Origin of the sequence: Mesorhizobium sp. M0276 (assembly GCF_040321755.1) — a bacterium.
GTDB lineage: Bacteria > Pseudomonadota > Alphaproteobacteria > Rhizobiales > Rhizobiaceae > Mesorhizobium.
On sequence record NZ_JAMYSC010000083.1, the window covers coordinates 1 to 21,618 of the forward strand.

The 21,618-nt window shown below is 59.4% G+C and carries 13 protein-coding genes and 2 pseudogenes; 7 read left to right on the plus strand and 8 right to left on the minus strand.

Annotation, left to right across the window (positions count from 1 at the left end; translation table 11 throughout):
- Positions 1-277: 277 nt before the first annotated feature.
- From NKJ01_RS33305 to NKJ01_RS33315, 3 genes are all read left to right on the plus strand, one after another.
- Complete coding sequence (locus NKJ01_RS33305) at positions 278-1,762, plus strand: aldehyde dehydrogenase family protein (RefSeq protein ID WP_352734633.1); 1,485 nt, start codon at positions 278-280, stop codon at positions 1,760-1,762.
- Between the two features lie 407 nt (positions 1,763-2,169).
- Positions 2,170-2,535, plus strand: a complete 366-nt coding sequence (locus NKJ01_RS33310) for a hypothetical protein (protein WP_352734635.1) — start codon at positions 2,170-2,172, stop codon at positions 2,533-2,535.
- 309 nt (positions 2,536-2,844) lie between these two features.
- Entirely contained in the window at positions 2,845-3,423 is a 579-nt protein-coding gene (locus NKJ01_RS33315) for an alpha/beta fold hydrolase (protein ID WP_352734637.1), read from the plus strand.
- A gap of 346 nt (positions 3,424-3,769) precedes the next feature.
- On the opposite strand, the pseudogene NKJ01_RS33320 reads toward NKJ01_RS33315, so the two are convergent.
- From NKJ01_RS33320 to NKJ01_RS33355, 8 genes and pseudogenes are all read right to left on the minus strand, one after another.
- Positions 3,770-4,051: pseudogene (locus NKJ01_RS33320) on the minus strand (IS21 family transposase); the annotation flags it as partial.
- Between the two features lie 554 nt (positions 4,052-4,605).
- Positions 4,606-5,607 carry an ABC transporter ATP-binding protein gene (locus tag NKJ01_RS33325; RefSeq protein ID WP_352734639.1) on the minus strand — a complete coding sequence of 334 codons (1,002 nt, stop codon included), beginning with the start codon at positions 5,605-5,607 and terminating at the stop codon, positions 4,606-4,608.
- A complete protein-coding gene (locus NKJ01_RS33330) occupies positions 5,600-6,607 on the minus strand; it encodes an ABC transporter ATP-binding protein (RefSeq protein WP_352734641.1) in 1,008 nt (335 codons plus the stop codon). The genes NKJ01_RS33325 and NKJ01_RS33330 overlap by 8 nt, the downstream gene beginning before the upstream one ends.
- Positions 6,604-7,536, minus strand: coding sequence for an ABC transporter permease (locus NKJ01_RS33335; protein ID WP_352734643.1), 933 nt, complete (start codon positions 7,534-7,536; stop codon positions 6,604-6,606). Before NKJ01_RS33335 ends, NKJ01_RS33330 begins: the two co-directional genes overlap by 4 nt.
- On the minus strand, positions 7,533-8,522 hold the full coding sequence (locus tag NKJ01_RS33340) for an ABC transporter permease (RefSeq protein ID WP_352734645.1): 990 nt from the start codon (positions 8,520-8,522) through the stop codon (positions 7,533-7,535). Before NKJ01_RS33340 ends, NKJ01_RS33335 begins: the two co-directional genes overlap by 4 nt.
- Positions 8,519-10,195 (minus strand): ABC transporter substrate-binding protein, encoded by a 1,677-nt coding sequence (locus NKJ01_RS33345; protein WP_352734647.1) that lies wholly within the window; start codon positions 10,193-10,195, stop codon positions 8,519-8,521. Before NKJ01_RS33345 ends, NKJ01_RS33340 begins: the two co-directional genes overlap by 4 nt.
- Before the next feature lie 530 nt (positions 10,196-10,725).
- Positions 10,726-12,477 (minus strand): CocE/NonD family hydrolase, encoded by a 1,752-nt coding sequence (locus NKJ01_RS33350; RefSeq protein WP_352734649.1) that lies wholly within the window; start codon positions 12,475-12,477, stop codon positions 10,726-10,728.
- A gap of 1,333 nt (positions 12,478-13,810) precedes the next feature.
- Positions 13,811-15,226, minus strand: a complete 1,416-nt coding sequence (locus NKJ01_RS33355) for a helix-turn-helix domain-containing protein (RefSeq protein WP_352734651.1) — start codon at positions 15,224-15,226, stop codon at positions 13,811-13,813.
- Positions 15,227-15,444: 218 nt separating this feature from the next.
- On the opposite strand from NKJ01_RS33355, the gene NKJ01_RS33360 reads away from it, so the two are divergent.
- From NKJ01_RS33360 to NKJ01_RS33375, 4 genes and pseudogenes are all read left to right on the plus strand, one after another.
- Positions 15,445-16,977, plus strand: a complete 1,533-nt coding sequence (locus NKJ01_RS33360; protein ID WP_352734653.1) for an acyl-CoA carboxylase subunit beta — start codon at positions 15,445-15,447, stop codon at positions 16,975-16,977.
- 11 nt (positions 16,978-16,988) lie between these two features.
- Positions 16,989-18,992, plus strand: coding sequence for an acetyl-CoA carboxylase biotin carboxylase subunit (locus NKJ01_RS33365; RefSeq protein ID WP_352734655.1), 2,004 nt, complete (start codon positions 16,989-16,991; stop codon positions 18,990-18,992).
- Positions 18,992-21,130, plus strand: a complete 2,139-nt coding sequence (scpA, locus tag NKJ01_RS33370; protein WP_352734657.1) for a methylmalonyl-CoA mutase — start codon at positions 18,992-18,994, stop codon at positions 21,128-21,130. Before NKJ01_RS33365 ends, scpA begins: the two co-directional genes overlap by 1 nt.
- 268 nt (positions 21,131-21,398) lie before the next feature.
- Positions 21,399-21,618, plus strand: a pseudogene (locus NKJ01_RS33375) (biotin synthase BioB); the annotation flags it as partial.

A 21,618-nucleotide genomic window follows, 5' to 3' on the forward strand; every position in this document is an offset into this window, starting at 1 on the left:
TCCTGAAGTTCATGACTGCCCTCACCATCACCGAGGCTGACCTGCGCCGGGGTCTTTCCATCATTCGCGAAAGCATCAGCGCTGTGCAGGACATGGCGTAGACCCTCCGAGACTAGAAGCGCGCATCCCGCTGCCGTAACCGATCCCTCAGGGCCGGGATTCCGGCAAGAGCTTCGGCGAAGCAGCGGCGCCTTCTGCCCTCCCCGCAGCAACTCTAGGATTCCCGCGATCATGGTGGGAAACAAGATGGCTGATCCGATCGCGAGAGAGAACTGGCATGGCTAATACAGATGTGATCAAGAATTTCATCAATGGAGAGTGGCGAGATTCTGTGTCCGGCACACGTATCGAGGTCGATGACCCGTCAAATGCCGAGACGATTGCCGTCGTAGCAGAAGCAGGGCCCGAAGAGGTCGAGCTCGCGGTTGCTGCTGCTCACCGCGTTTTTCGCGACCGCGTTCTGATAGACATGCACCCCTACGATCGTGGACGCATGCTGTTTCGCATTGCCGACGCACTTGACACGCGCCACGAGGATATTGCGACCATTAACTGCGCCGAGACGGGGAAGGCGCTGGATCTCGCCCGTGACGAAGTTCGAACCGCCATCAGATACCTGCGGTACTATGGTGGGTTGGCCGACAAGCTTGAAGGGCGCTCGATTCCGCGCGGCGCCAACCTGGTCGACTACACTGTCAGAAGTCCCTTTGGCGTGTCCGCCCACATCGTTCCGTGGAATGGTCCACTGGAACTTACAGCCCGTTCGCTGGCCTGCGCCATCGCAACCGGCAACTCAGTCGTGGTGAAGTCGCCCGAGCTGGCTCCCCTTTCCGGATTTGAACTCGCGCGTGCCTGCGAGACCGCGGGTCTGCCTGCCGGAACAGTCAACGTGCTCACTGGATACGGCCAGACGGCAGGCAAGGCGCTGATCGAGCATCGCGATGTTCGTCACATCGTCTTCACAGGCTCGGTGGCCACCGGGCGAACGGTTCTTAAGACCGCATCAGAGCGGATCGTGCCCTGCATAATGGAACTGGGGGGCAAGTCGGCTGCAGTTGTGTATTCCGATGCCGATCTCGATTGTGTTGTGGAAGCAATACGCATCGGGTCTTTTCTAAATGCCGGCCAGAACTGCAACAACCTTACACGTCTGATTGTGGAGCGTTCTATCGCACAGGAACTGGTGGAAAGAGTGAAGGTCCGCGTAGAGCAACTGTCGATCGGTCCAGGACGCGAGAATTGCAACATCACACCGTTGATTTCCCAAAAGCAACGACAGGGGATCGAGCGGGCTTGCCAGACGGCCCTCTCGCAGGGCGCACGGCTCGTGACCGGCGGGACTGCACTTTCGGAGCGGAGCGGCTATTTCATGGCTGCCACGGTGTTTGCCGATGTTACGCGAGACAGCAGTCTGTTTCAGCAAGAAGCATTCGGTCCTGTTCTTGCCGTCACCACGTTTGATGATCCGATAGAGGCGGTCGATCTAGCGAACGACACCGATCACGGCTTGGCAGCGGGCGTGTTCACGCGGGATCTCGACCGGGCACTTTGGACCGCCGATCGTCTTTGGGCCGGCCAAGTCTACGTAAACGGGTGGTTCGTCGGTGGCGTAGAAACGCCATTCGGCGGAGTAAAGCAGTCCGGCTACGGTAGGGAGAAGGGTCAGGAAGCGCTGGACGGCTACGTTCAGACCAGAAACATTGGGATTCAGATCTCCCAGCCATCCGGTTCAGTCAGCAGCAGGCAGAGGGGCGCACCATGACCACAACATGGCGCAGATCGATTATCGGTCCGCCCGATTGGCCATCCGGGAAAGGTAGGCGCAGGAGACTTGTCTCTGTCGACTGTTCTTGCGACGAGTGCCTATGTGCTTCCCATTGATTTGATCGCACATACGGGCGGCTACAGCCGCTCTCCGAGCGGTTTGCGTGTCGTTGCGGTCGGGTCCTTTCCGGGAAGGACTTAAATGATGCCGCGGGTTGCAGGGCAGGTCACCAATGTGCATCACGCCGCGTTCGGAATTGCGGGAAACGTTGGGCGCGGTCTCCCAACCCTCTGGCTGGCCTCGACCATGTCCATCCTAGAGGGCTACACCGACTTCGATGCGGCTGGCGCTGGGGACGTTGTGCTGCAGATGGTATAGCCCCACACCAACGGGCCGGTGGCGAAGTGCCGATCATCGGGGCGCCGCGCGGCCTGTTGCCATCATCGGCCAAAGGGCCGTCGCCCGCAGGGGCCATACTGGAGGAGCTCCGGTTCGACATCATACCCGGCACCGGCCTTCTGCCAGGCAACATTCCTGGCCCCGTTGATGGCTGGCTGACGCTGCTGCGCGACCACAGCAGCGGCGAGCTGGAAGAGGTGATCGCGCCGCGATCCACTATGCCGACCAGGGTTATTTTCTCGTGCATTGCTACCGTGCGTGAGCTTTTCCTCACCCATGGCCCTCCTCGGCCACCGTCTACCTGCCCGGCGCAGGCGGGATGCCCCCAGGTCGGTCGGCTCTTCCGCAACCCTGAGCTTGCCGCGCTTTAGGGAAAACGCCGCTTTCCTGCGGTAATAGAAGATTGTTTCGCGCAAAGCGGTTTATTAACACTGGTACACTCACAAAGTGGGCGGTCCTCTCCCTAAGATCAAAGCCGTCCTGACGCGGTTTAGTTTTGCTTGGGGAAATAATGATCACTGAACACAGCATATCGGTTGGTGGTATCGCGACATCGTATTGCGAGAACGGAGCCGGTAAGCCAATTGTATTTCTACATGGTGCCGGCTTCGGCGCAGAGGGAAAGGCTTCCTTCATTCGGCAGCTGAACGGGTTATCCGACGAATTTAGGGTCATCGCGGTTGACCAGCTCCATTTCGGCGGGACAGATTATCCAGCTGATGGCAAACAATATTAACCGGCTCGGTCGTGTGGATCATGTAATTAGCTTCATCGAGGCGCTGGGATTGAAGCAGATCACGCTAGTCGGCCATTCAGAAGGATCATTCGTCGCCGCTCGAGTTGCGATCGTGCGTCCCGACCTTGTTTCAAAGCTCATACTGCTGACCGCCAACTCCGTATCGCCGGCGTTTGGAGACGACCGTGACGAAGCCTGGGTACAGGCCTGCCGGCAGACTTACGACTATTCAGGCACGATGCCGAGCGAAGAGGAATACATCGCCGCGTGGCAGGAAAGCTGCCGCGCCTATGGGCAGGATGTGGAAGACGCCAAGCGAGAGGCCTATCGGCAGGCCGCCGCGCGCGGACAATGGGAGATCTGGCAGTGCCTGACCGAAGAAGACACCAATTTGCATCTCTACTTGGTGCTGCAGCAGAAATACATCTTCCCCTATTTTGATCGGCTTCGGGTCCAGACGTTGATTATCTGGTCCAAAAATGACCCCACCGTCACGGCGGATCAGGGGCTGAAGCTGTGCTGATCAGGAATTCGGATTTCCACCTGCTGAACAATGCAGGCCATTACATCCACATAGATCAGAGCGAAGGCGTGAACAGACTCATCCGTCAATGGCACGGGTAAGCAACGGCGAAGGGGTCCGCCAGCATTTTCCGGAGGGGCATCTCTTCCCACGGCTGCGGTCGCACCTGCGGCAACAGCCACGTGCAGCTCAACTCTGAAGAGATCACTAAGTTCTCAATGCCTGGCTTCCCAGGGCGTTGCGACGATGCTGCGTATTTCGCAAAAACAGGACTGTTGTTCCACTAAGTCGCGGCCCGGAGTTTCACTAAGTAGCGGACAGCAGGATGGGATCGGCGCTCGGGTGCCTCGCGCGATATAATCGCCCAATCGGGCTCGTCCAAATCCTGCGGCGGACGGCCAACCCGGCGAAACGGAGGCCGCTCAAGCTATGCGTCGTTGTCACAGCTCGGCGGCAGCAGCAGGCCGAGATGCCAGCCTCACGCGCCCGCAACAGATAGGTCGAAGCGAACTCTTGCTGATCTTCAGCCGTTCCGTCACCACTCGCACCGAGGCACTACTCATGCGTCAGGCGCAGGTGATCGTGCATCTTTCACTGGCGTTCGTCTCGCTTGCTCCCGTATTGGGATTGCCCTCTCAGCCCGATGAGGAGGAGCAGAATGCCAGAATGGCGCTCCCGAGAACCAACCGCTATATCCGCACGGAAACGTGACGCTCCCATTCTGATCGATGTCTGCAATTCACGCCTGTCGAAATTCGGGGGCACATCTACCAAATCGGTCCGATTCGTACCGTGATATATATTCTTGTGCCTGACCATCAACTCGAAGGCTGGTTGACCTCCTTCCGCCTTGCGCACGATTCAGGTGATGGCCGGTGACTAGGATCGAGTGCGGATGCGAAATACGACCTATTGCGCTCTGAGGTGGAGTGTGCGAAACGGTCTTAGTGGGGCCGGTGGATACCGTTAGACGCCCGAAGCTCCCAGGCACTCGCTACATCTTAGCAGATCCAGCGAACCGGCACCCTGGTGCTGGCGGCCGGCCTACGACCAATGCATTCGCCGCACGTCCCGCTTCAGACAGCTCGGCTCGGCGGGATCGCGGCACTCGAACAGCACCTTTGGGGTAGAGCTACGACGTCACGGCCGAACCGGGGACGCCTAAAAGGATGCAAGGGCCGTTCACTTCGCCAGCCAACAGGCGGCCATGTGTTGCGGCCCAACTTCGACGGCCGGCGGCTCCTCTGATTTGCAGCGGTCAAAGGCCAGCGGGCAACGCGGATGGAAACGACAGCCTTTCGGCACGCGCGCGGCACTTGGAACCTCGCCTTGCAGGGTCGGCATCTCGGCGCGACCTGCCTTTCGGCCAATCTGCGGGGTGGCATTGCGCAGGGCGACTGTATAGGGATGGCGTGGGTTGAATGTGATCTCTTCGGCGCTACCGATCTCGACCAATTTTCCAAGATACAAGACGGCAATCCTGTCGGCGATCAACCAGGCAAGCGGCAGGTCGTGCGTGATGAACAGCAGCGCCATGTTGTGCTTGTCGCGCAGGCCGACCAGGACCTGGAGGATCTGCGCGCGTATCGAGACATCGAGCATCGACACAGGCTCATCAGCAACGATGAGCTCGGGCCTGACGGCAAGCGCGCCGGCAATCACGACCCGCTGGCGCTGCCCGCCAGATAGTTCATGTGGGAACCGGGAGAAGAAATCACCGGGAGGATTGAGCCCGGCCGCCGCAAGCGCGTCGCTGACCCGCTCGGCGAGCTGGGTGCCGTTCTTGACCAGTCGCATTGAACGCAGCGGCTCCGCCACGATATCGAATACGGTATGTCGTGGATTGAGCGCCTGATATGCGTCCTGAAAGATCATCTGCACGCGATGCCGGTAAGGACGCAATGCCGAGGAGCCCCGCTCCTCTGTCATGTCGCGGCCTTCGAACAGCAGTCTGCCGCCTGTCGGCTGAGCTAGCTTGGTGATGACACGGCCCACCGTTGTCTTGCCGCTCCCCGATTCCCCAACGAGGGCGACGATCTCGCCCCGTCCGATGTTGAGGTCGATTCCGTCCACCGCGCGCACGGCGCCGGCAGGGCGGCCCAGGACACGGTCGAACAGCCCGCCCTGGATAGGAAAATGGACCTGAATGCTCTCAAGACGCAGTATATCGGCGGTGTCAGGCATGAGCTGCGACCTTGGCTTCTTGCGAGGACCGGTGAAGGTGACAGGCAACGCGCCCCCGCCCGAACTGATCGAGGCCGGGGACTTCGGTCCCGCAAATCCCCATGGCCGACGGGCAACGTGGATGGAAGGCGCAGCCTGAGGGTCGATTGACCAAGTTGGGCGGATCACCGGGGATGGGCCGAATGATCCGTTTCCCACTCGCCGGGTTCGGGATCGAGTCGATCAGCAGGCGGGTATAGGGATGTTTGGGCTGGGCGAAGATCTCGGCGACCGAACCATCCTCGACGATCCGGCCCGCGTACATGATCATCACGCGATCACAACACTCAGCCACCACAGAAAGGTCGTGAGTGATCAAAATGAGGGCAAGGCCAAGCCTCGATCGCAACTCACCCAGCAGTTTGAGAATCTGAGCTTGCGTAATGACATCCAGTGCGGTCGTGGGCTCATCGCCGATGACGATCGAGGGGCGACATGCAAGCGCCATGGCAATCATCACCCTTTGACGCATGCCGCCCGACAACTCGTGCGGATAGGCGGAACCGCGATCCGCCGGAATGCCGACAAGTTCGAGCAGCTCCCGTGCCCGCGCAGTCGCCTCCCCACGCGACATGCCGAGCTTCAGCACACACGGCTCCGCGATTTGCTTGATGATGCGGTGGACCGGATTGAGCGCATTCATCGCGCCTTGGAAGACAACGGACGTTTCGCTCCAGCGATGCGGCCGCATCGCCGCATCGTCATCGATCGGCAGTCGCTCTCCGCGATATCGTACCTCGCCCTCGCTGACCTTTGCGTTGGGTGACAGCAGACCCGCAATCGCCATTGCAGTCGTGGTCTTCCCGCTGCCCGATTCTCCGACGAGGCCAACGGCCTCTCCGGCCCGGAGCGCGAAGCTTACGCCATCGATTGCTCGCAATGAAACGCCCTTGAGCCCGTAGTCGACAGAGAGCCCGTCAACCTCCAATAGCGATGCTCTGCCTTGAGAGGAGTCCATCATGGGATCACCCGCCGCCGTGGATTGAACGTGTCGTCGAGGGCATTGCCAATCAGGACGAAGCTGAGCGAGACCGTGAGGACGCACACTCCGGGGGCACCGAGATACCACCAGGCTCCAGCACTGGCCGCGCCGGCGCGCTGGGCGAGCGCGAGTAAAGTACCCCATGAAGGCTGCAACGGATCGCCAAGCCCGAGAAACGAGAGCGAGGTCTCGACATAGATTGCGCCGGCGACGACCAGGGCACCATTGGCTGCTATTTGCGGCACGAGATTTGGAAGGATGTGCCTTACCATGATGTTGAGATTGCTGCTGCCCACAACGCGTGCGCGATCGATGAATGTTCGCTCTTTAAGCGATAGCGTCTGACTGCGAACGATACGCGCGACGAAGGCCCAGCTTGTCATGCCGATAACGACAAGAATCACGAAAAGAGAAGGACGGAAACCGAGGATTTCTCTGCCCCGACCCATCACCTCGAGAACCACCGGTGTGATGACCAGCGCTAGCACGAACGAGGGCATGACGAAAAAGAAGTCTGTCAAGCGCATCAGCCAGACGTCCACCCACCCACCAAAGTAGCCCGCGGTGATACCTACCGAAGTGCCGACGAAGAGGCTGATAACGGTCGCTAGCAGCGCGATCGTAAGCGATATCCGAGCACCATGGACGACCAGATTGAGCACGTCTCGCCCCACCTCGTCCGTGCCGAGCAGATGCTCGCCTGAGGGTGGCACGAGGAAATCGCCGGTTGCATTGATCGCAGTATGAAGCGGCCCCACCAGAATATTTGGGATCGCTGTCATAACAAGAAAGAATACCAGACACACGAGGCCCACCTGAGCGCCGCCGTAGCCGAGAAATTGACGCAGAAAGCCTTTTATCGCACGCGCGCGGCCTCGCGGGGAATACCGAACTGTACTTTCACTCATTGTCGGACCCTAGGATCAAGAAGGCCGTAGGCAAGATCGGCTACGAGGTTTGCGACAACAATCGAGGCACCAAGCAACAGGAATATTCCTTGAAGGACTGGATAGTCCCGTGCGTTGAGCGCCTCGACCGTCAGGCCGCCGATCCCTGGCCAGGCAAAGACTGCTTCGACGGTGATGGCCCCGGCAACCACGTAGCCGAGATTGAGGGTAATCAAAGTTACAACCGGCAGCATCGCATTTCGAAATGCATGACGCATCAACATCTGACCGCCGGTCAGTCCCTTGGCCCGTGCAGTCGCCATGTAATCCTCGGTGACAACGTCGCTCATCGCAGCGCGAGCAACCACCACGTATTGGCCGATGAGTCCAAGGGCCACCGCGGTGACCGGGAGCGTGAGATGCCGCAGGAAGTCGAGGAACGAACCAAAGGAGCCCGTGATCGCGCCGGGCGAGTATGCACCGTAGCCCGGAAACCAACCCAGCGACGTGCTGAAGATCACCACCAGGATCATGGCCATCCAGAAGGAAGGCGTCGAATAGAGCAGCAGAGAGCTGCCGGTGGCAAGAGTGTCAAGGACTCCTCCTCGGCGCCAGCCTGCGTAGATACCAAGCATCACCCCAATAAGGATTGCAATTACCTGAGCAACCCCGACCAGGACGATGGTGGCCGGCAAGCGCTCGGAAATAAGATCAGCGACATGCCTGCCTCTGAACTTGAAGCTGTAGCCAAGATCACCTTGAAGGGTTGTCGACAAATACTCGACAAGCTGATCAGGGATCAGCGGCCGATCAAGGCCCCAGCGCTGGCGTTGCGCCTCGATCTGCTCAGCGGACACGCTGGTGCGCGCCCCGCCAAGGAGAAGTGATGAAGGGTCTCCGGGAATGACCCTGAACAGGATGAAGTTCAGGACCGCCACCATTAGCAGGGTGATCATGGCCCTGATGAGGATGCGCCCGATGTGCCGACTCGCCCTGCCTCCCTTCACGGCGTTGGCACCGGCTTCAGGCGATCAAACGGGAAATAGCCCCATTGCGACACCAAATCTTGGCCCCCCCATCCCTCGAAGCAATCCTTGCGACGGGCCTCAAGCACCAACGGGTAAGCTAGCATGATGTAGGGGGCTTCAGAGTATATGAGCCGCACCGCCTGATCGACCAACTCTTGGCTCTTCTTCAGGTCGACGGTGACCTCGATCTGAGACAGAAGCTGATCGAACTTCTCGTTGCCCCAGTATGACCTGTTGGAGTGGTCAGCACTTTTGCCCAAGCTGAGGAGGTCGGGAGCGCTGGGAGACGGCCAGCTAGCGGCAACGAGCAGATCCCAGCCTCCACCGCCGTTCGCCGGCCCTGCCGTACGGGCGTCGAGCGCTCCGGAGTCGAGCTGGGTCACCGATACAGGGATGCCGATTTGTCCCAACCAGCCAGCGATAAGCTGCACGGCCGCAATTGGCATCTCAAGGGTACCGGAAGGGGTTCCGGTAATCAGCTCCAGCTGGATGCCGTTTCCCTCTTTGTCCTCCCGGACGCCGTCCCCCTTGGTGTCCACATAGCCGGCGGCATCGAGCCGGCGACCAGCCTCGGCAAGATCGAAGTGGCGCCTGATGTCGGCCAGGTCCGAGTAGTAATCGGTAGCCGACGGCATGACGAGCCCGACCCCAGGATCTGCGTGACCGCGGTAGGCTCGATCGATGATGGCCTTCTGGTCGATCGCATAGCCGATCGCGTCGCGAAACGCCGGATCCTGCAGAGCCTTGGTGCTGCCTGCGCCGTCTCCCGACGCCGTGTTGAAGGCCAGATAATCTCGCTGCTCGACACGCGATTCCCGGACAACGATGTCGGGATCCTTCGAGAGATCGCTCCACTGGGCAGCGGTCAGGCTGGTGCCGTAGTCAAGGCTGCCGCTCTTCAGACCTTGGGCGATCGGATCGGCTGAACTGAACAGGTGCAATATCATGCCGGCCGTCGCCGGTTGCCCCGTGCGGAAGTACGGATTCGGCGTGAAGCGAACAAACTGACCCTGCTGAAACTCCGAAACGATCATAGGGCCAGTTGCCACCAGCGGCGCGTCGTTGCGGAAGGTGCCACGCGCATCGGCGTAGCTGATGTCCTTCCAAATATGCTCGGGGACAATCATCGTGAAGCTGTCAATTGGCCAACGTGTTGCGACCTTGGTCACCATTTGCAAAGTCTCGTCGTCCAGGGCCGTTATCGACTGGACCTGATCGAGCCCACTGGTGTTATTCCAACCGCTGTTCAGTTCGTCCGGCTTGCCCATGGAGCCGCGCAGGTAGTTATAGGTGAACGCGGCGTCTCTGGCCGTGGCAGGCTTGCCGTCCGACCACTTCATGCCGGGCCAGATCTTGAAGGTCCAAGTGAAGTTATCGTCCGCGACCGACCACGATTTGGCAAAGCCCTTTCGATCCTCGTGTCGCTGGGCGTCCATGCACACCAGGGAGTCATAAGTAAACACCAGCGGCCACCAGTTGCCCCAAGACGCGAACGGATTCAAAGTATCGGGGGCGGAGATTGCACCCACGCGCACGATGTGATCATCGCACGATGACTCGGCGAACGCCCGTGAGCACAAGCTCCAAGGTGCTGCCGTTCCCAGCAGCATGGCTTTCAGGACCGCCCGGCGATCGAGTGACCAGTTGTTCATCCGTTAATTCCTCCGTTCTTGTTCCCTACCGGACCGTTCATCGCCCATTTTATGATATGTAATAGGCAAACCGGGACCCGTTTTACGCAAATCTACCTCGCATCTGCAGAAAGCTGGCGTTTTTTTGCTTTCTGCGCATATTTCCAACGATAGATGGGTGGTTTGGGAAATCCTCAGATACCGTCAGCTCTGCGGGGCCGCTGGCTTCCGGGTCAGCATCGCGGACCGTAACTCCCAAGGCGTGACGAGCCGATGGGCTTGCGGCCACGATCATTCCCCGTTCGGCACTCGCAGTTGATGCTATCGGCGTTCCTTGGGGCGCCTCTTCCGCATACCGTTCGCGATGGATTGGCATTCGCTTTCGCCGCCAGCTTTGGGAGAACGGCTTGCCCCTTCCAACGTAATCAGCAACAACGATCAGCTCGTCGTGTCAGGCCCATGCCGGAGCCGACTCTCATTTCACTTCTCCCTCGGTCTCGGCAACAATGCCTGTCTACTAACTGGTGGCCGGGTAACGTCTGAGCTAAAGCTCACCGAATCGGCAGTCCGCCGGGGACAAACTCAGTTCCCTTTCGACAAGGCTGAGCTCGTTGCGTGCCCCACTCGGGTGCCGGTGCTAGGGCGACTGCCCCCGGAAGGACGGGCAAGAGAATTTTGGAAGGATATTTCTCCGAATGATAAACCCTGTTGATAGACGGAGCGCCAGCAGGAATGCTGCCGATGTCGCTATGCATAATAGGATTGGGAGCACCAATAGTTAGCTCGAGGCTATGTCCTTGCCGAACAACGTGAGCGATCGGAGCCAGCAACGACATCCGTATCTCGTAAATGTGGCCGGGCGTGAGTTTCTCAAATTTGCGAAATGAATGGACCACTTCGTCCGCATATGTCCGCGCCTCGTCGACCGAACGGAGGGAAGCGCGCAGCAGGCCTGACTGTAAGAAGAGTACGCTGCCCGCAGGATCGACGTCTTTCAACGTTAATTCCAAGTCAACGTCATCTCCATTGTCGATGCTGACATAGAGCGTTACTTCTGGGTTTCCAAGCAGCGTCATATCCGAAACGACTGCGGCCGTCCGGTAGTTCAACACGCCTACCGCGTGCGGCTGGATCGCGAATTGCTGATTGCTTCCGTAAAGCTCTGCACCCACCGGGTAGAGATATGTGCGAGAACCTTCATTGGGGCTAGCTTGAGTTGTATCAGGCGAGATCCTGGCGTCAGCCGTGAGATAGTATGGGCGACGCTCGACCTCTGGTTCTGGCCAAATCTTGTGCCTTGTGACCCAGCCCGCAACCGATTTCTTAGGGTCTCCATTGGGCTCTTTGACCTCCCAATAAACGGTTACGGGCGGTTCTTGTTCTATTCCATTCTCAATCCCCTTCACCCAACGGTCCAAGAACTTCATTCGCTCATCGTCTACCAGGCTATAGCTTTCAGGCCCAGGTCCGCCGATTCGGTGATCGCCGTTCATCAGGACAAGCTTCTTGTGCTCCACCGTCGGCATTAGTTGAGTAAATAGCCGAGCACTTTCCCTGACCGCGCCGCCACAGGTGTCTTGCCATGAGGCGATGAGCATAGTGGGCACATCTACCTTGCCGGCGACCTCATCGCGCGCCAAATAGTTCGAATCCCAGAACTCATCCTTCAGTGGGTGCTCACGGGCCTCGTTGAAGTATTTGCGTTTGACGACTTGCCGGTTGCTGCCGCGAATTGCGGTGCACTCGGTATCGCCCGCGCTGATCCGAGCCTCCACTCCACTGACCTGACTGACAAACTCACTTCTAATGGCCCACGCGACCGTGGAGAGTTGCAACATTCCGCCCAATTGGCCGCAATCTTCGTAGCCGTCTTCGACCCCGCTCGCTACAATAGCCTTTAGATGAGGAGGTCGTTCTGCCGCGACCCAGAATTGAACGGTGCCGGCAGATGAATTGCCGACCAGGCCCACATTGCTGTCGCTCCAGGGCTGTCGGGCAATCCATTCTATAACTTCGGCCCCATAGAGTCCTTCCTTGCGGTCACACCAACGCTCAAGGATACCCTCCGAGCAACCCGTTGCGGGAAAGTTGGCGCCAACGAAAGCGTAGCCAGCTTCGAGAAATGGCTTCGCGAAACTGAAGGGTGATGCACTCGCCGCGTACGGGTCGTAAAGGAAGACAGTAGGATAGCGGCCCGACTTTTGCCGCCACGAGACATAAGCGATGCGCGTTCCGTCATTCATAGGCAAGTAGCCCATATCGCGCAGCACCTTATCTTCGGTAAGAGCGTTGACTAGCTTCATCTTCGAGCCTCTATTCCTCTCCAAGCCTTAGGACTTAGCCCGTGCGAACTCTTCGTTCGCAGGCAAACTCTCTTAAAATATAGCAGCGTCAAAAGGGCGGTTTGCGCGAATTGTCGGCTATGACGCAGGAAGTCGGCGTTATTTCTTTCTATCCGAGCAAAAAAGCCGACGCCCTTCATGGTGGTCAGATCGCTCGGCTTTCCAAGCTCCTATCGCTCAAGTGCGATAGGTTTCGTTTCCTTCCTGGCGTCGGCCGGTCATCATAGCACTCGTCGGTGCCTTCGCTTTCCATCTCAAAAGGTTGGAATCAGTGATGGCGCCAGCTGTACCTACCCTCCTTGTCGCCATCGGAACACAACCCGACCTTTCCCACTGACCGAACCTGGCATTTCTTCAGATGTTCACGTTGTGCCGCCGATTGAACAAGACCGGAGAGCAGAGGATTTGGAGATCCGACCGGGAGTAGAAACGGTGTTTGACTAAATGCCGGCCATGAGCATGAGCTTCAGTTCAGTGTACTCCTCGGTCGTGGCGGGATCCTTCGCGACCGATGCCCGACTCCTTGATGCCTCCGAAGGGTGAGAGACGCCCGCTGTGATCGCTACCATGCCGTACTCAAGCGCCTCAGGTAATCGACACGTCCCCCGATAACCCAGCAGTCCATAATTCGGGGATACCTTAAATCGCGGTCTGAAAGTGTCGTTCGTCTTCGGGGCGGTGACGATCAAGCACCAACTCCACCATCACGAAAATCACGTCCCCAGTGCTCAGCCGCGCGTAACGGCCTTCAATAGCCCCTGCAGCTTCCAGCGGAGCCGCTCCGAGCAAGCCGACGCCGACAGATAAACGCGCTTGGCAAGCTCGCTTTGTCGCACTGCACTTAAATGTAAGATTTCGCCCACCTCTCTCAACCGCTGTACCTGATCATGAGATTCAATGCCCCTGAGTCGCAATTCACTTGCAGCGGCTGAGAGTTTCTCGAAACCAATATGCCGGCGTCGACTGCAGCGAACCGCGTAATAGTGGGCTCCGAGCGTTTGGCGCTTGAATTTGGAGACCTAACGCCGGACCTACCTGATAGACGATTGAGGCACCTCGCAGGTTGTTCTCTATCTGGCTAAGATGGCAATGCCGACTGTGTGACTTGCCGGCTCGCCCAGATCCCGGATACGGCGCCGATGAAAAGCTAGCGGCCACCGATTTTTACCGTTAAACACCAGCTCGTATAGCGCCCTCGAGCTACCATCTCGCTTCTGTACGGTAAACCTTTGCCGTATCGGGCGGATAGCGCGATCGGACCTCCCTGGCGCGCTTTCCCGCCACTCATGCCCAATCAGCAAAAAATCGTGTATGGTAATTCGGTCCTTCGGTCGTGGTCGATCTTAATCGTGCTCTTGAGCGGCGGAACGGCGCGTTGGATGCAGTTTTTCCGTTCACAAATGCGACAAGAAACGCCGATAGGCTCGAAGGCTGCGCTGTTGGCAAAATCCAGCCGGTCGGCGTAGACGAAATTGCCCGCATCCGAGATCTCGCATCCGAGCGCGATCGCATAGCGTCGACGAGGAGTTCCGAATCCACCGTCCGCCTTGGTGATTTCCGTGGCGATACTGAGATAGCGCACGCCGTCCGGCGTCTCGGCGAGCTGACAATTCATGCGGCCTGGGGTTTCGAACGCCTGATGAGCGTTCCACAACGGGCAAGCTGCACCGTAGCGAGCGAACTGTAACTTCGCGGCGCTGTGGCGCTTGGTGATATTGCCAGCTCTGTCGATGCGCGCGAAGAAAACCGGCACGCCCTTTATCCGAGGCCTTTGCAACGTCGACAGGCGATGCGCCACCTGCTCGGGGCTGGCGCCGAAGCGCATTGCGAGCAGCTGGAGGTCGTGCCGAAGTTCTTTTGCCGCGGCCAGGAAGGGACGGTATGGCAACATAAGCGCCCCGGCAAAATAGTTCTGCAGGCCGATCTTGCATATCTCCGCCGCTTCGGAGGTCCGAAAGCGCGTTCGCTCAATGATGGCATCGATCTCCGCCCGGTGCTCCAAGGCGCCGATCTGGAATGCCATTTGAAAACTGCGCGTCGATGCGGGCGAGTAACAGTTTAAATACAGCACGCGCGCGGCGGCGTCGAAACGCCTGATCACCCGTTCGCCGTAGCCAGCACGCGCAAGGCGAACGTGATGATGCTGCTCCAGGTGATCTGCCAACGCCGTACCGACATCCCGATCCGGCACGCCCAAGGCCTTCGCCAGTTGCTCGGCTGCCCGGTCGAGCTCGTCTATGTAGTTGTCAACAAAATGAAAGAAGTCCCGCACTTCCTCGTAGGGTGTCGGCTCGGCAAAAGCATTGGTTCGGATCAGCTGGTCGTCGAAGCTGGCAAGCTGCTCGCTATTCCTGCGATAGGCCTGATGACAGGTGATCAGTGCATGGGCAAGAGACGGTGCGTTTTGGGCAACGAGTTTGAGTTCCTGAAATCCGGCTGAAACACCGCCGAATACGGGGTCAGCAAGTGCCTCGCTCAGTGCCGAGAGCAATCGGTTGGTTTCACTGCCACCGATCGAAGCGATATCCACCTGGAATCTTTCGGCCAGTGCAAGAAGTACCGCGGCTGACACAGCCCGTTGGTTGTTTTCTATCTGGTTCAGATAGCTGGTCGAAATCCCCAGACGCTCGGCGAATGCCGCCTGGGTAGCCTTGCTCGCCTCCCGCAGGTCGCGCACGCGCCGCCCAATGAAAAGCTTACCGTTTGCCATACGCAAATTCGCATGTTGCAGTTTGCAACTTCATACATTTTGCAAGCGCACACGGTCAAGCCTTTCCCGTCCACTGCCGGCGAACTAATGCGGAGCGTTCCAGTGGAGGCGCTGATGCGATTGTCCAGCCTAGCAAACCCGAGTTTGAGGCAAAGCCGGATCGCTGAACCGCGGTGCCTCGTGGCTTGGAAGATGCCCGAACAAATGGCAGGCCGCTAATGCGGGCCGTTCTCGAACAACTCGAGGTGCGTCGTGCGCAGGCTCGCCTAGGCGGCGGGCAGAAGCGTGTCGATGCTCAACACGCAAAAGGCAAGCTGACGGCCCGAGAACGCCTCGTGGTGCTTCTCGATGAAGGCTCCTTCGAAGAATACGACATGTATGTCACGCATCGTGCCACAGACTTCGGCATGGCTGACCAGAAGGTCGCTGGCGACGGCGTGGTCACAGGCTGGGGTACGATCAACGGCCGGCTGGTCTACGTCTTCTCTCAGGACTTCACGGTGCTTGGCGGATCGCTGTCGGAGACACACGCCCAGAAGATCTGCAAGATCATGGACATGGCGGTGCGCAACGGGGCGCCGGTGATCGGCCTCAACGATTCTGGCGGCGCGCGCATCCAGGAAGGTGTTGCCTCGCTTGCCGGCTACGCTGACGTCTTCAAGCGCAATGTCGATGCTTCCGGCGTTATTCCGCAGATTTCGGTGATCATGGGGCCCTGCGCCGGAGGTGCGGTCTATTCGCCAGCCATGACCGACTTCATCTTCATGGTTCGGGATTCCTCCTACATGTTTGTGACAGGTCCCGACGTGGTCAAGACGGTCACAAACGAGATCGTGACCGCGGAGGAACTCGGCGGCGCTGCAACGCACACGCAAAAATCCTCTGTTGCGGATGGGGCTTTCGAAAACGATATCGAGGCGTTGGAAGAGGTTCGGCGCCTCTTTGATTTCCTGCCGCTGAACAATCGGGAAAAGCCGCCCGTTCGGCCGTTTTATGACGACCCCGAGCGGATCGAGTTGCGCCTCGACACACTGGCGCCGGACAGCGCCAACAAGCCCTATGACATGAAGGAACTGATCACGGCAATCGCCGATGAAGGCGACTTCTTCGAGCTTCAGGCCGCCTTCGCTCGCAACATCATCACCGGATTTGTTCGCATCGAGGGTAGGACGGTTGGCGTGGTGGCCAACCAGCCGATGGTGCTGGCCGGATGCCTGGACATCGATTCCTCCCGCAAGGCGGCCCGTTTCGTTCGCTTCTGCGACGCCTTCGACATCCCGATCCTGACGCTCGTCGACGTGCCGGGGTTCCTGCCTGGCACCGCCCAGGAATATGGCGGCGTCATCAAGCACGGCGCCAAACTGCTGTTTGCCTATTCCCAGGCGACCGTGCCGATGGTCACGTTGATCACGCGCAAGGCTTATGGCGGCGCCTACGACGTGATGGCTTCCAAACATATCGGCGCCGACATCAACTACGCCTGGCCAACCGCCGAAATCGCGGTGATGGGCGCAAAGGGCGCCGCCGAGATCCTCTATCGGTCCGAACTCGGCGATCCCGAAAGGCTGGCGGCTCGCACCAGGGAATACGAGCAGCGTTTCGCCAACCCCTTCATTGCCGCCGAGCGCGGCTTCATCGACGAAGTGATCATGCCACATTCCTCACGCAAGCGGATCGCGCGTGCCTTTGCAGCTCTGCGCGGAAAAAGCGTCGAGACGCGCTGGAAGAAGCACGACACGATCCCGCTTTGAGTATGCAAAAAATGTTCAAGAAGATCCTGATTGCCAATCGTGGCGAGATCGCGTGCCGGGTGATCAAGACGGCGCAGAGGCTCGGCATTGCCACGGTCGCCGTCTATTCCGACGCTGACCGCGACGCCTTGCATGTCCGGCAGGCGGATGAAGCGGTCCATATAGGGCTAGCCGCCTCGGCCCAGTCCTATCTTCGCATTGCCAACATCCTCGATGCCGTTGCCGCCACAGGCGCTGATGCGGTTCATCCAGGTTACGGTTTCCTGTCTGAGAACTCGAATTTCGCCGAAGCGCTGAAAGCCAAGGGCGTCGCCTTCATCGGCCCCTCTCCGGTCGCCATTGAGGCGATGGGCGACAAGATCACCTCGAAAAAGATCGCGGCATCCGCCGGTGTCTCCACCGTGCCCGGCCATATGGGATTGATCGAGGATGCCGAGGGAGCGGTACGTATCGCCAGCGAGATTGGCTTTCCTGTCATGATCAAGGCATCCGCCGGCGGCGGCGGCAAGGGCATGCGCATCGCCTGGAACGACGGGGAGGCGCGCGAGGGATTTCAGTCCTCGCGAAACGAAGCCAGGAACGCCTTTGGCGACGACCGCATCTTCATTGAGAAATTCGTCACCGAGCCACGTCACATCGAAATCCAGGTGCTTGGCGATCAGTACGGCACTATTGTCTATCTCGGCGAGCGGGAATGCTCGATCCAGCGCCGTAACCAGAAGATCATCGAGGAGGCGCCATCTCCGTTCCTCGACGAAACCACCCGGCAGGGGATGGGTAAGCAGGCCATCGCTCTTGCCAAGGCCGTGGGCTACCACTCGGCAGGCACGGTCGAGTTTATCGTCGACCGCGACCGCAACTTCTACTTCCTCGAGATGAACACCCGGCTTCAGGTCGAGCATCCGGTCACCGAGCTTGTAACCGGCATCGATCTGGTCGAGGAAATGATCCGCATCGCGGCTGGCCAAAAACTGCGCTTCGCCCAAGAGGATGTAAGGCTGAACGGCTGGGCAATCGAAAGCCGGCTCTACGCCGAAGACCCGTACCGCAATTTCCTGCCCTCGATCGGTCGTCTAACACGCTACCGGCCGCCCGCCGAAGGGGCGCGAGCTGACGGCTCACTCATCCGCAACGATACTGGTGTGGTCGAGGGTTCGGAAATCTCGATGCACTATGATCCGATGATCGCCAAGCTCTGCACCTGGGCACCCGACCGGCTGGGCGCAATCGACGCCATGGCTGCTGCGCTGGATGATTTCGAAGTTGAAGGTATCGGCAATAACCTGCCGTTTCTCGCCGCTGTCATGGACCATCCTGGGTTTCGCGAGGGGCGGCTAAGCACGGCCTTTATCGCCGAGGAGTTTCCGGACGGATTCGTAGGTGTTTTTCCAACCGATGCGGATGAGCGCAAGCTCGCGGCGGTCGCGGCACACATCAACTGGAAACTCCAGCACCGAAATGTCCAGATCTCCGGAGCGATGGACAATCATCGTCGCAAGGTCTCACGCGATTGGATCGTGACGCTAGGGAGCCATGACTTCGCAATCGCGGTGCGCGATCGGGACGACGCAACGGCGGTGTCATTCGATGGCGGCTCGGTTCTTAGCGTTGCAAGCGACTGGCTGCCGGGACGGCATATCGCGCACTTTCAGATTGGCACTGAGACCACGTCGATCAAGACGTCGCGGTCTGGAACCGGCTACCGACTGCGCTGGCGCGGAATGGATGTTGTTGCCCATATGCGCAGTCCAGCTATCGCCGAGCTCGCGCGATTGATGCCGAAGAAGCAGGCGCCGGACACCTCCAGGCTGCTGCTTTGCCCGATGCCTGGTGTGGTCACGGCGATCGCCGTGTCCCAAGGAGAACAGGTCGAGGCGGGACAGGTGCTCGCCACCGTCGAGGCCATGAAGATGGAGAACGTCCTGCGCGCCGAACGGCGGGCCGTCGTCAAACGGATCGCCGCCAAGCCGGGAGCAAGCCTTGCCGTTGACGAACCCATTCTGGAGTTCGAATGATGGCCGACGCCAAACTCGCCGACTGGCGCACTCTTGCAGAACGGGAGCTGAAGGCCTCACCAGACGCCTTGGTTTGGCGCACCCCCGAGGGCCTCGACGTCAAGCCGCTTTATACGGCGGACGATCTCAATGGGATCGACCATCTCGCCACCCTGCCCGGCCTGAAGCCATTCGTGCGCGGAGCGCGCGCGACGATGTATCTCGGCAGGCCGTGGACGATCCGGCAATATGCCGGATTCTCGACGGCGGAGGAGTCGAACGCCTTCTACCGCAAGGCGCTCGCCGCCGGCCAACAGGGGGTCTCGGTTGCTTTCGATCTCGCCACCCATCGAGGCTATGACAGCGACCACGAGCGTGTCGTCGGCGATGTCGGCAAGGCCGGTGTAGCGATCGATTCCGTCGAGGACATGAAGGTCCTGTTCGAGGGCATACCGCTCAAGGATATTTCCGTCTCCATGACTATGAATGGTGCGGTCATCCCGATCCTTGCAAGCTTTATCGTCGCGGGCGAGGAACAAGGCTGCCCGCGCGGTGAACTCTCCGGGACAATCCAGAATGACATCCTGAAGGAGTTCATGGTCCGCAACACCTACATCTATCCGCCCGAACCCTCGATGCGGATCGTCGCCGACATCATCGAGTACACCGCAAAGGACATGCCGAAGTTCAACTCGATCTCCATCTCCGGCTATCACATGCAGGAGGCGGGCGCGACGCTGGTGCAGGAACTCGCCTTCACGCTGGCCGATGGGCGGGAATATGTCCGCGCGGCGTTGAAGAAGGGCCTCGACGTCGACGATTTTGCCGGACGGCTCTCCTTCTTCTTTGCGATTGGCATGAATTTCTTCATGGAGGCCGCCAAGCTGCGGGCAGCGCGGCTTCTGTGGTCGCGGATCATGGACGAGTTCAAACCAAAAAAGTCTGCATCGCTGATGCTGCGCACGCACTGCCAGACATCGGGCGTGTCGCTGCAGGAGCAGGATCCCTACAACAACATCGTGCGGACCGCTTATGAGGCCCTCGCCGCAGTGCTGGGCGGCACCCAGTCACTCCACACCAACTCCTTCGATGAAGCGATCGCACTGCCGACGGAGTTTTCGGCGCGCATCGCGCGCAACACCCAGCTAATCCTCCAGCATGAGACCGGCGTGACCAAGGTCGTCGACCCGCTGGCCGGCTCCTATTACGTCGAAAGCCTGACCGCCGAGCTTGCCGACAAGGCATGGGCGCTCATCGAGGAAATCGAGGAAATCGGCGGCATGACCAAAGCGGTCATTGACGGTTTGCCAAAACGTCTGATCGGGACGGCGGCGACCCGCCGCCAGGCGGCGATTGATCTCGGCGAGGAGGTGATCGTCGGCGTCAACAAGTACCGGCTGGAGACCGAGGCCGCGATCGATGCCCTTGAGATCGACAATGCGGCGGTGCGCGAGGCGCAGATCCATCGTCTCGAACAGACAAAGCGTCAGCGCGACCCCAAGCGCGTTGACGCAGCCCTTGCCGCGCTTGGTCAGACCGCGGCCAGCGGCAAGGGCAACATTCTCGAGGCGGCCGTCGAAGCGGTGCGTGCTCGCGCGACGGTGGGGGAGATTTCCGACGCTCTGCGCCGCGCCTTCGGCGATCACGTGGCCGTTCCTGAGGTGACCTCGGAGGTTTACGGCGCCGCGTTGCAGAATGAGCCGGAATACCAAACCCTAACGTCCCGCATCAGGGACGTTTCCGTCTCGCTTGGCGGCCGGCCGAAACTGATGGTGGCCAAGCTCGGCCAAGATGGCCATGACCGCGGCGCCAAAGTGATTGCATCGGCGTTTGGCGATCTCGGTTTCGACGTGCTCGCCGGGCCGCTTTTCCAAACCCCGCAAGAAGCAGCAAGCATCGCCGTGGCCTCTGAGGTTCACGTTATCGGAGCGTCTTCGCTCGCGGCCGGACACAAGACCCTGTTGCCGCAGCTCGTCGCGGCCTTGAAAGCAAAGGGTGCCGAAAACATCATCGTCGTGTGCGGTGGCGTGGTACCGCGTCAGGATTATCAGTTCCTGATGGATCATGGAGTAGCCGCCGTGTTCGGCCCTGGAACACATATCTTGGATGCCGCGCGTGCGGTCGTCGATCTCCTCGAGGGAAGGCGTCGCAATCAATGAATGGTCTCGTCGCTAAGGACCTCGACACCGGCGAAGCGCCCCTGCCCGGGAATGAACTCCGCATTGGGCTCCAATGATCCCGAACTTGCCACAGCGGACGGCCTCTAGTCGCAGCAGCCTACCCAGTAGCTGCCGAACACGTAGACCTGCTCGAAGTAGTCGCGGCGTTCTCTCATCGACCGGGGCGCCACGATATTCCGCATCGGCCTATGACATCGAGTTGAGGGTAGAACCCGAACAGAATGCAGTAAGGACGGTCGGCTTCAGCATGAAGAAAGGACACAATGGTAGTGAGAGGACCACAATAAGCCCCGAAAGCGCCCAGCACTTTTGGACGCATAAGGAAGCTCAGGCACTTTACCATGCCCCCTTCAACAATCTCCTCTTCCTGGCGCAGACCGTGCACCGCCAGAATTTCGATCCAAACAAGGTCCAGCTCAGCCGGCTGCTCAGCATCAAGACGGGCGGATGCCCGGAGGATTGCGGCT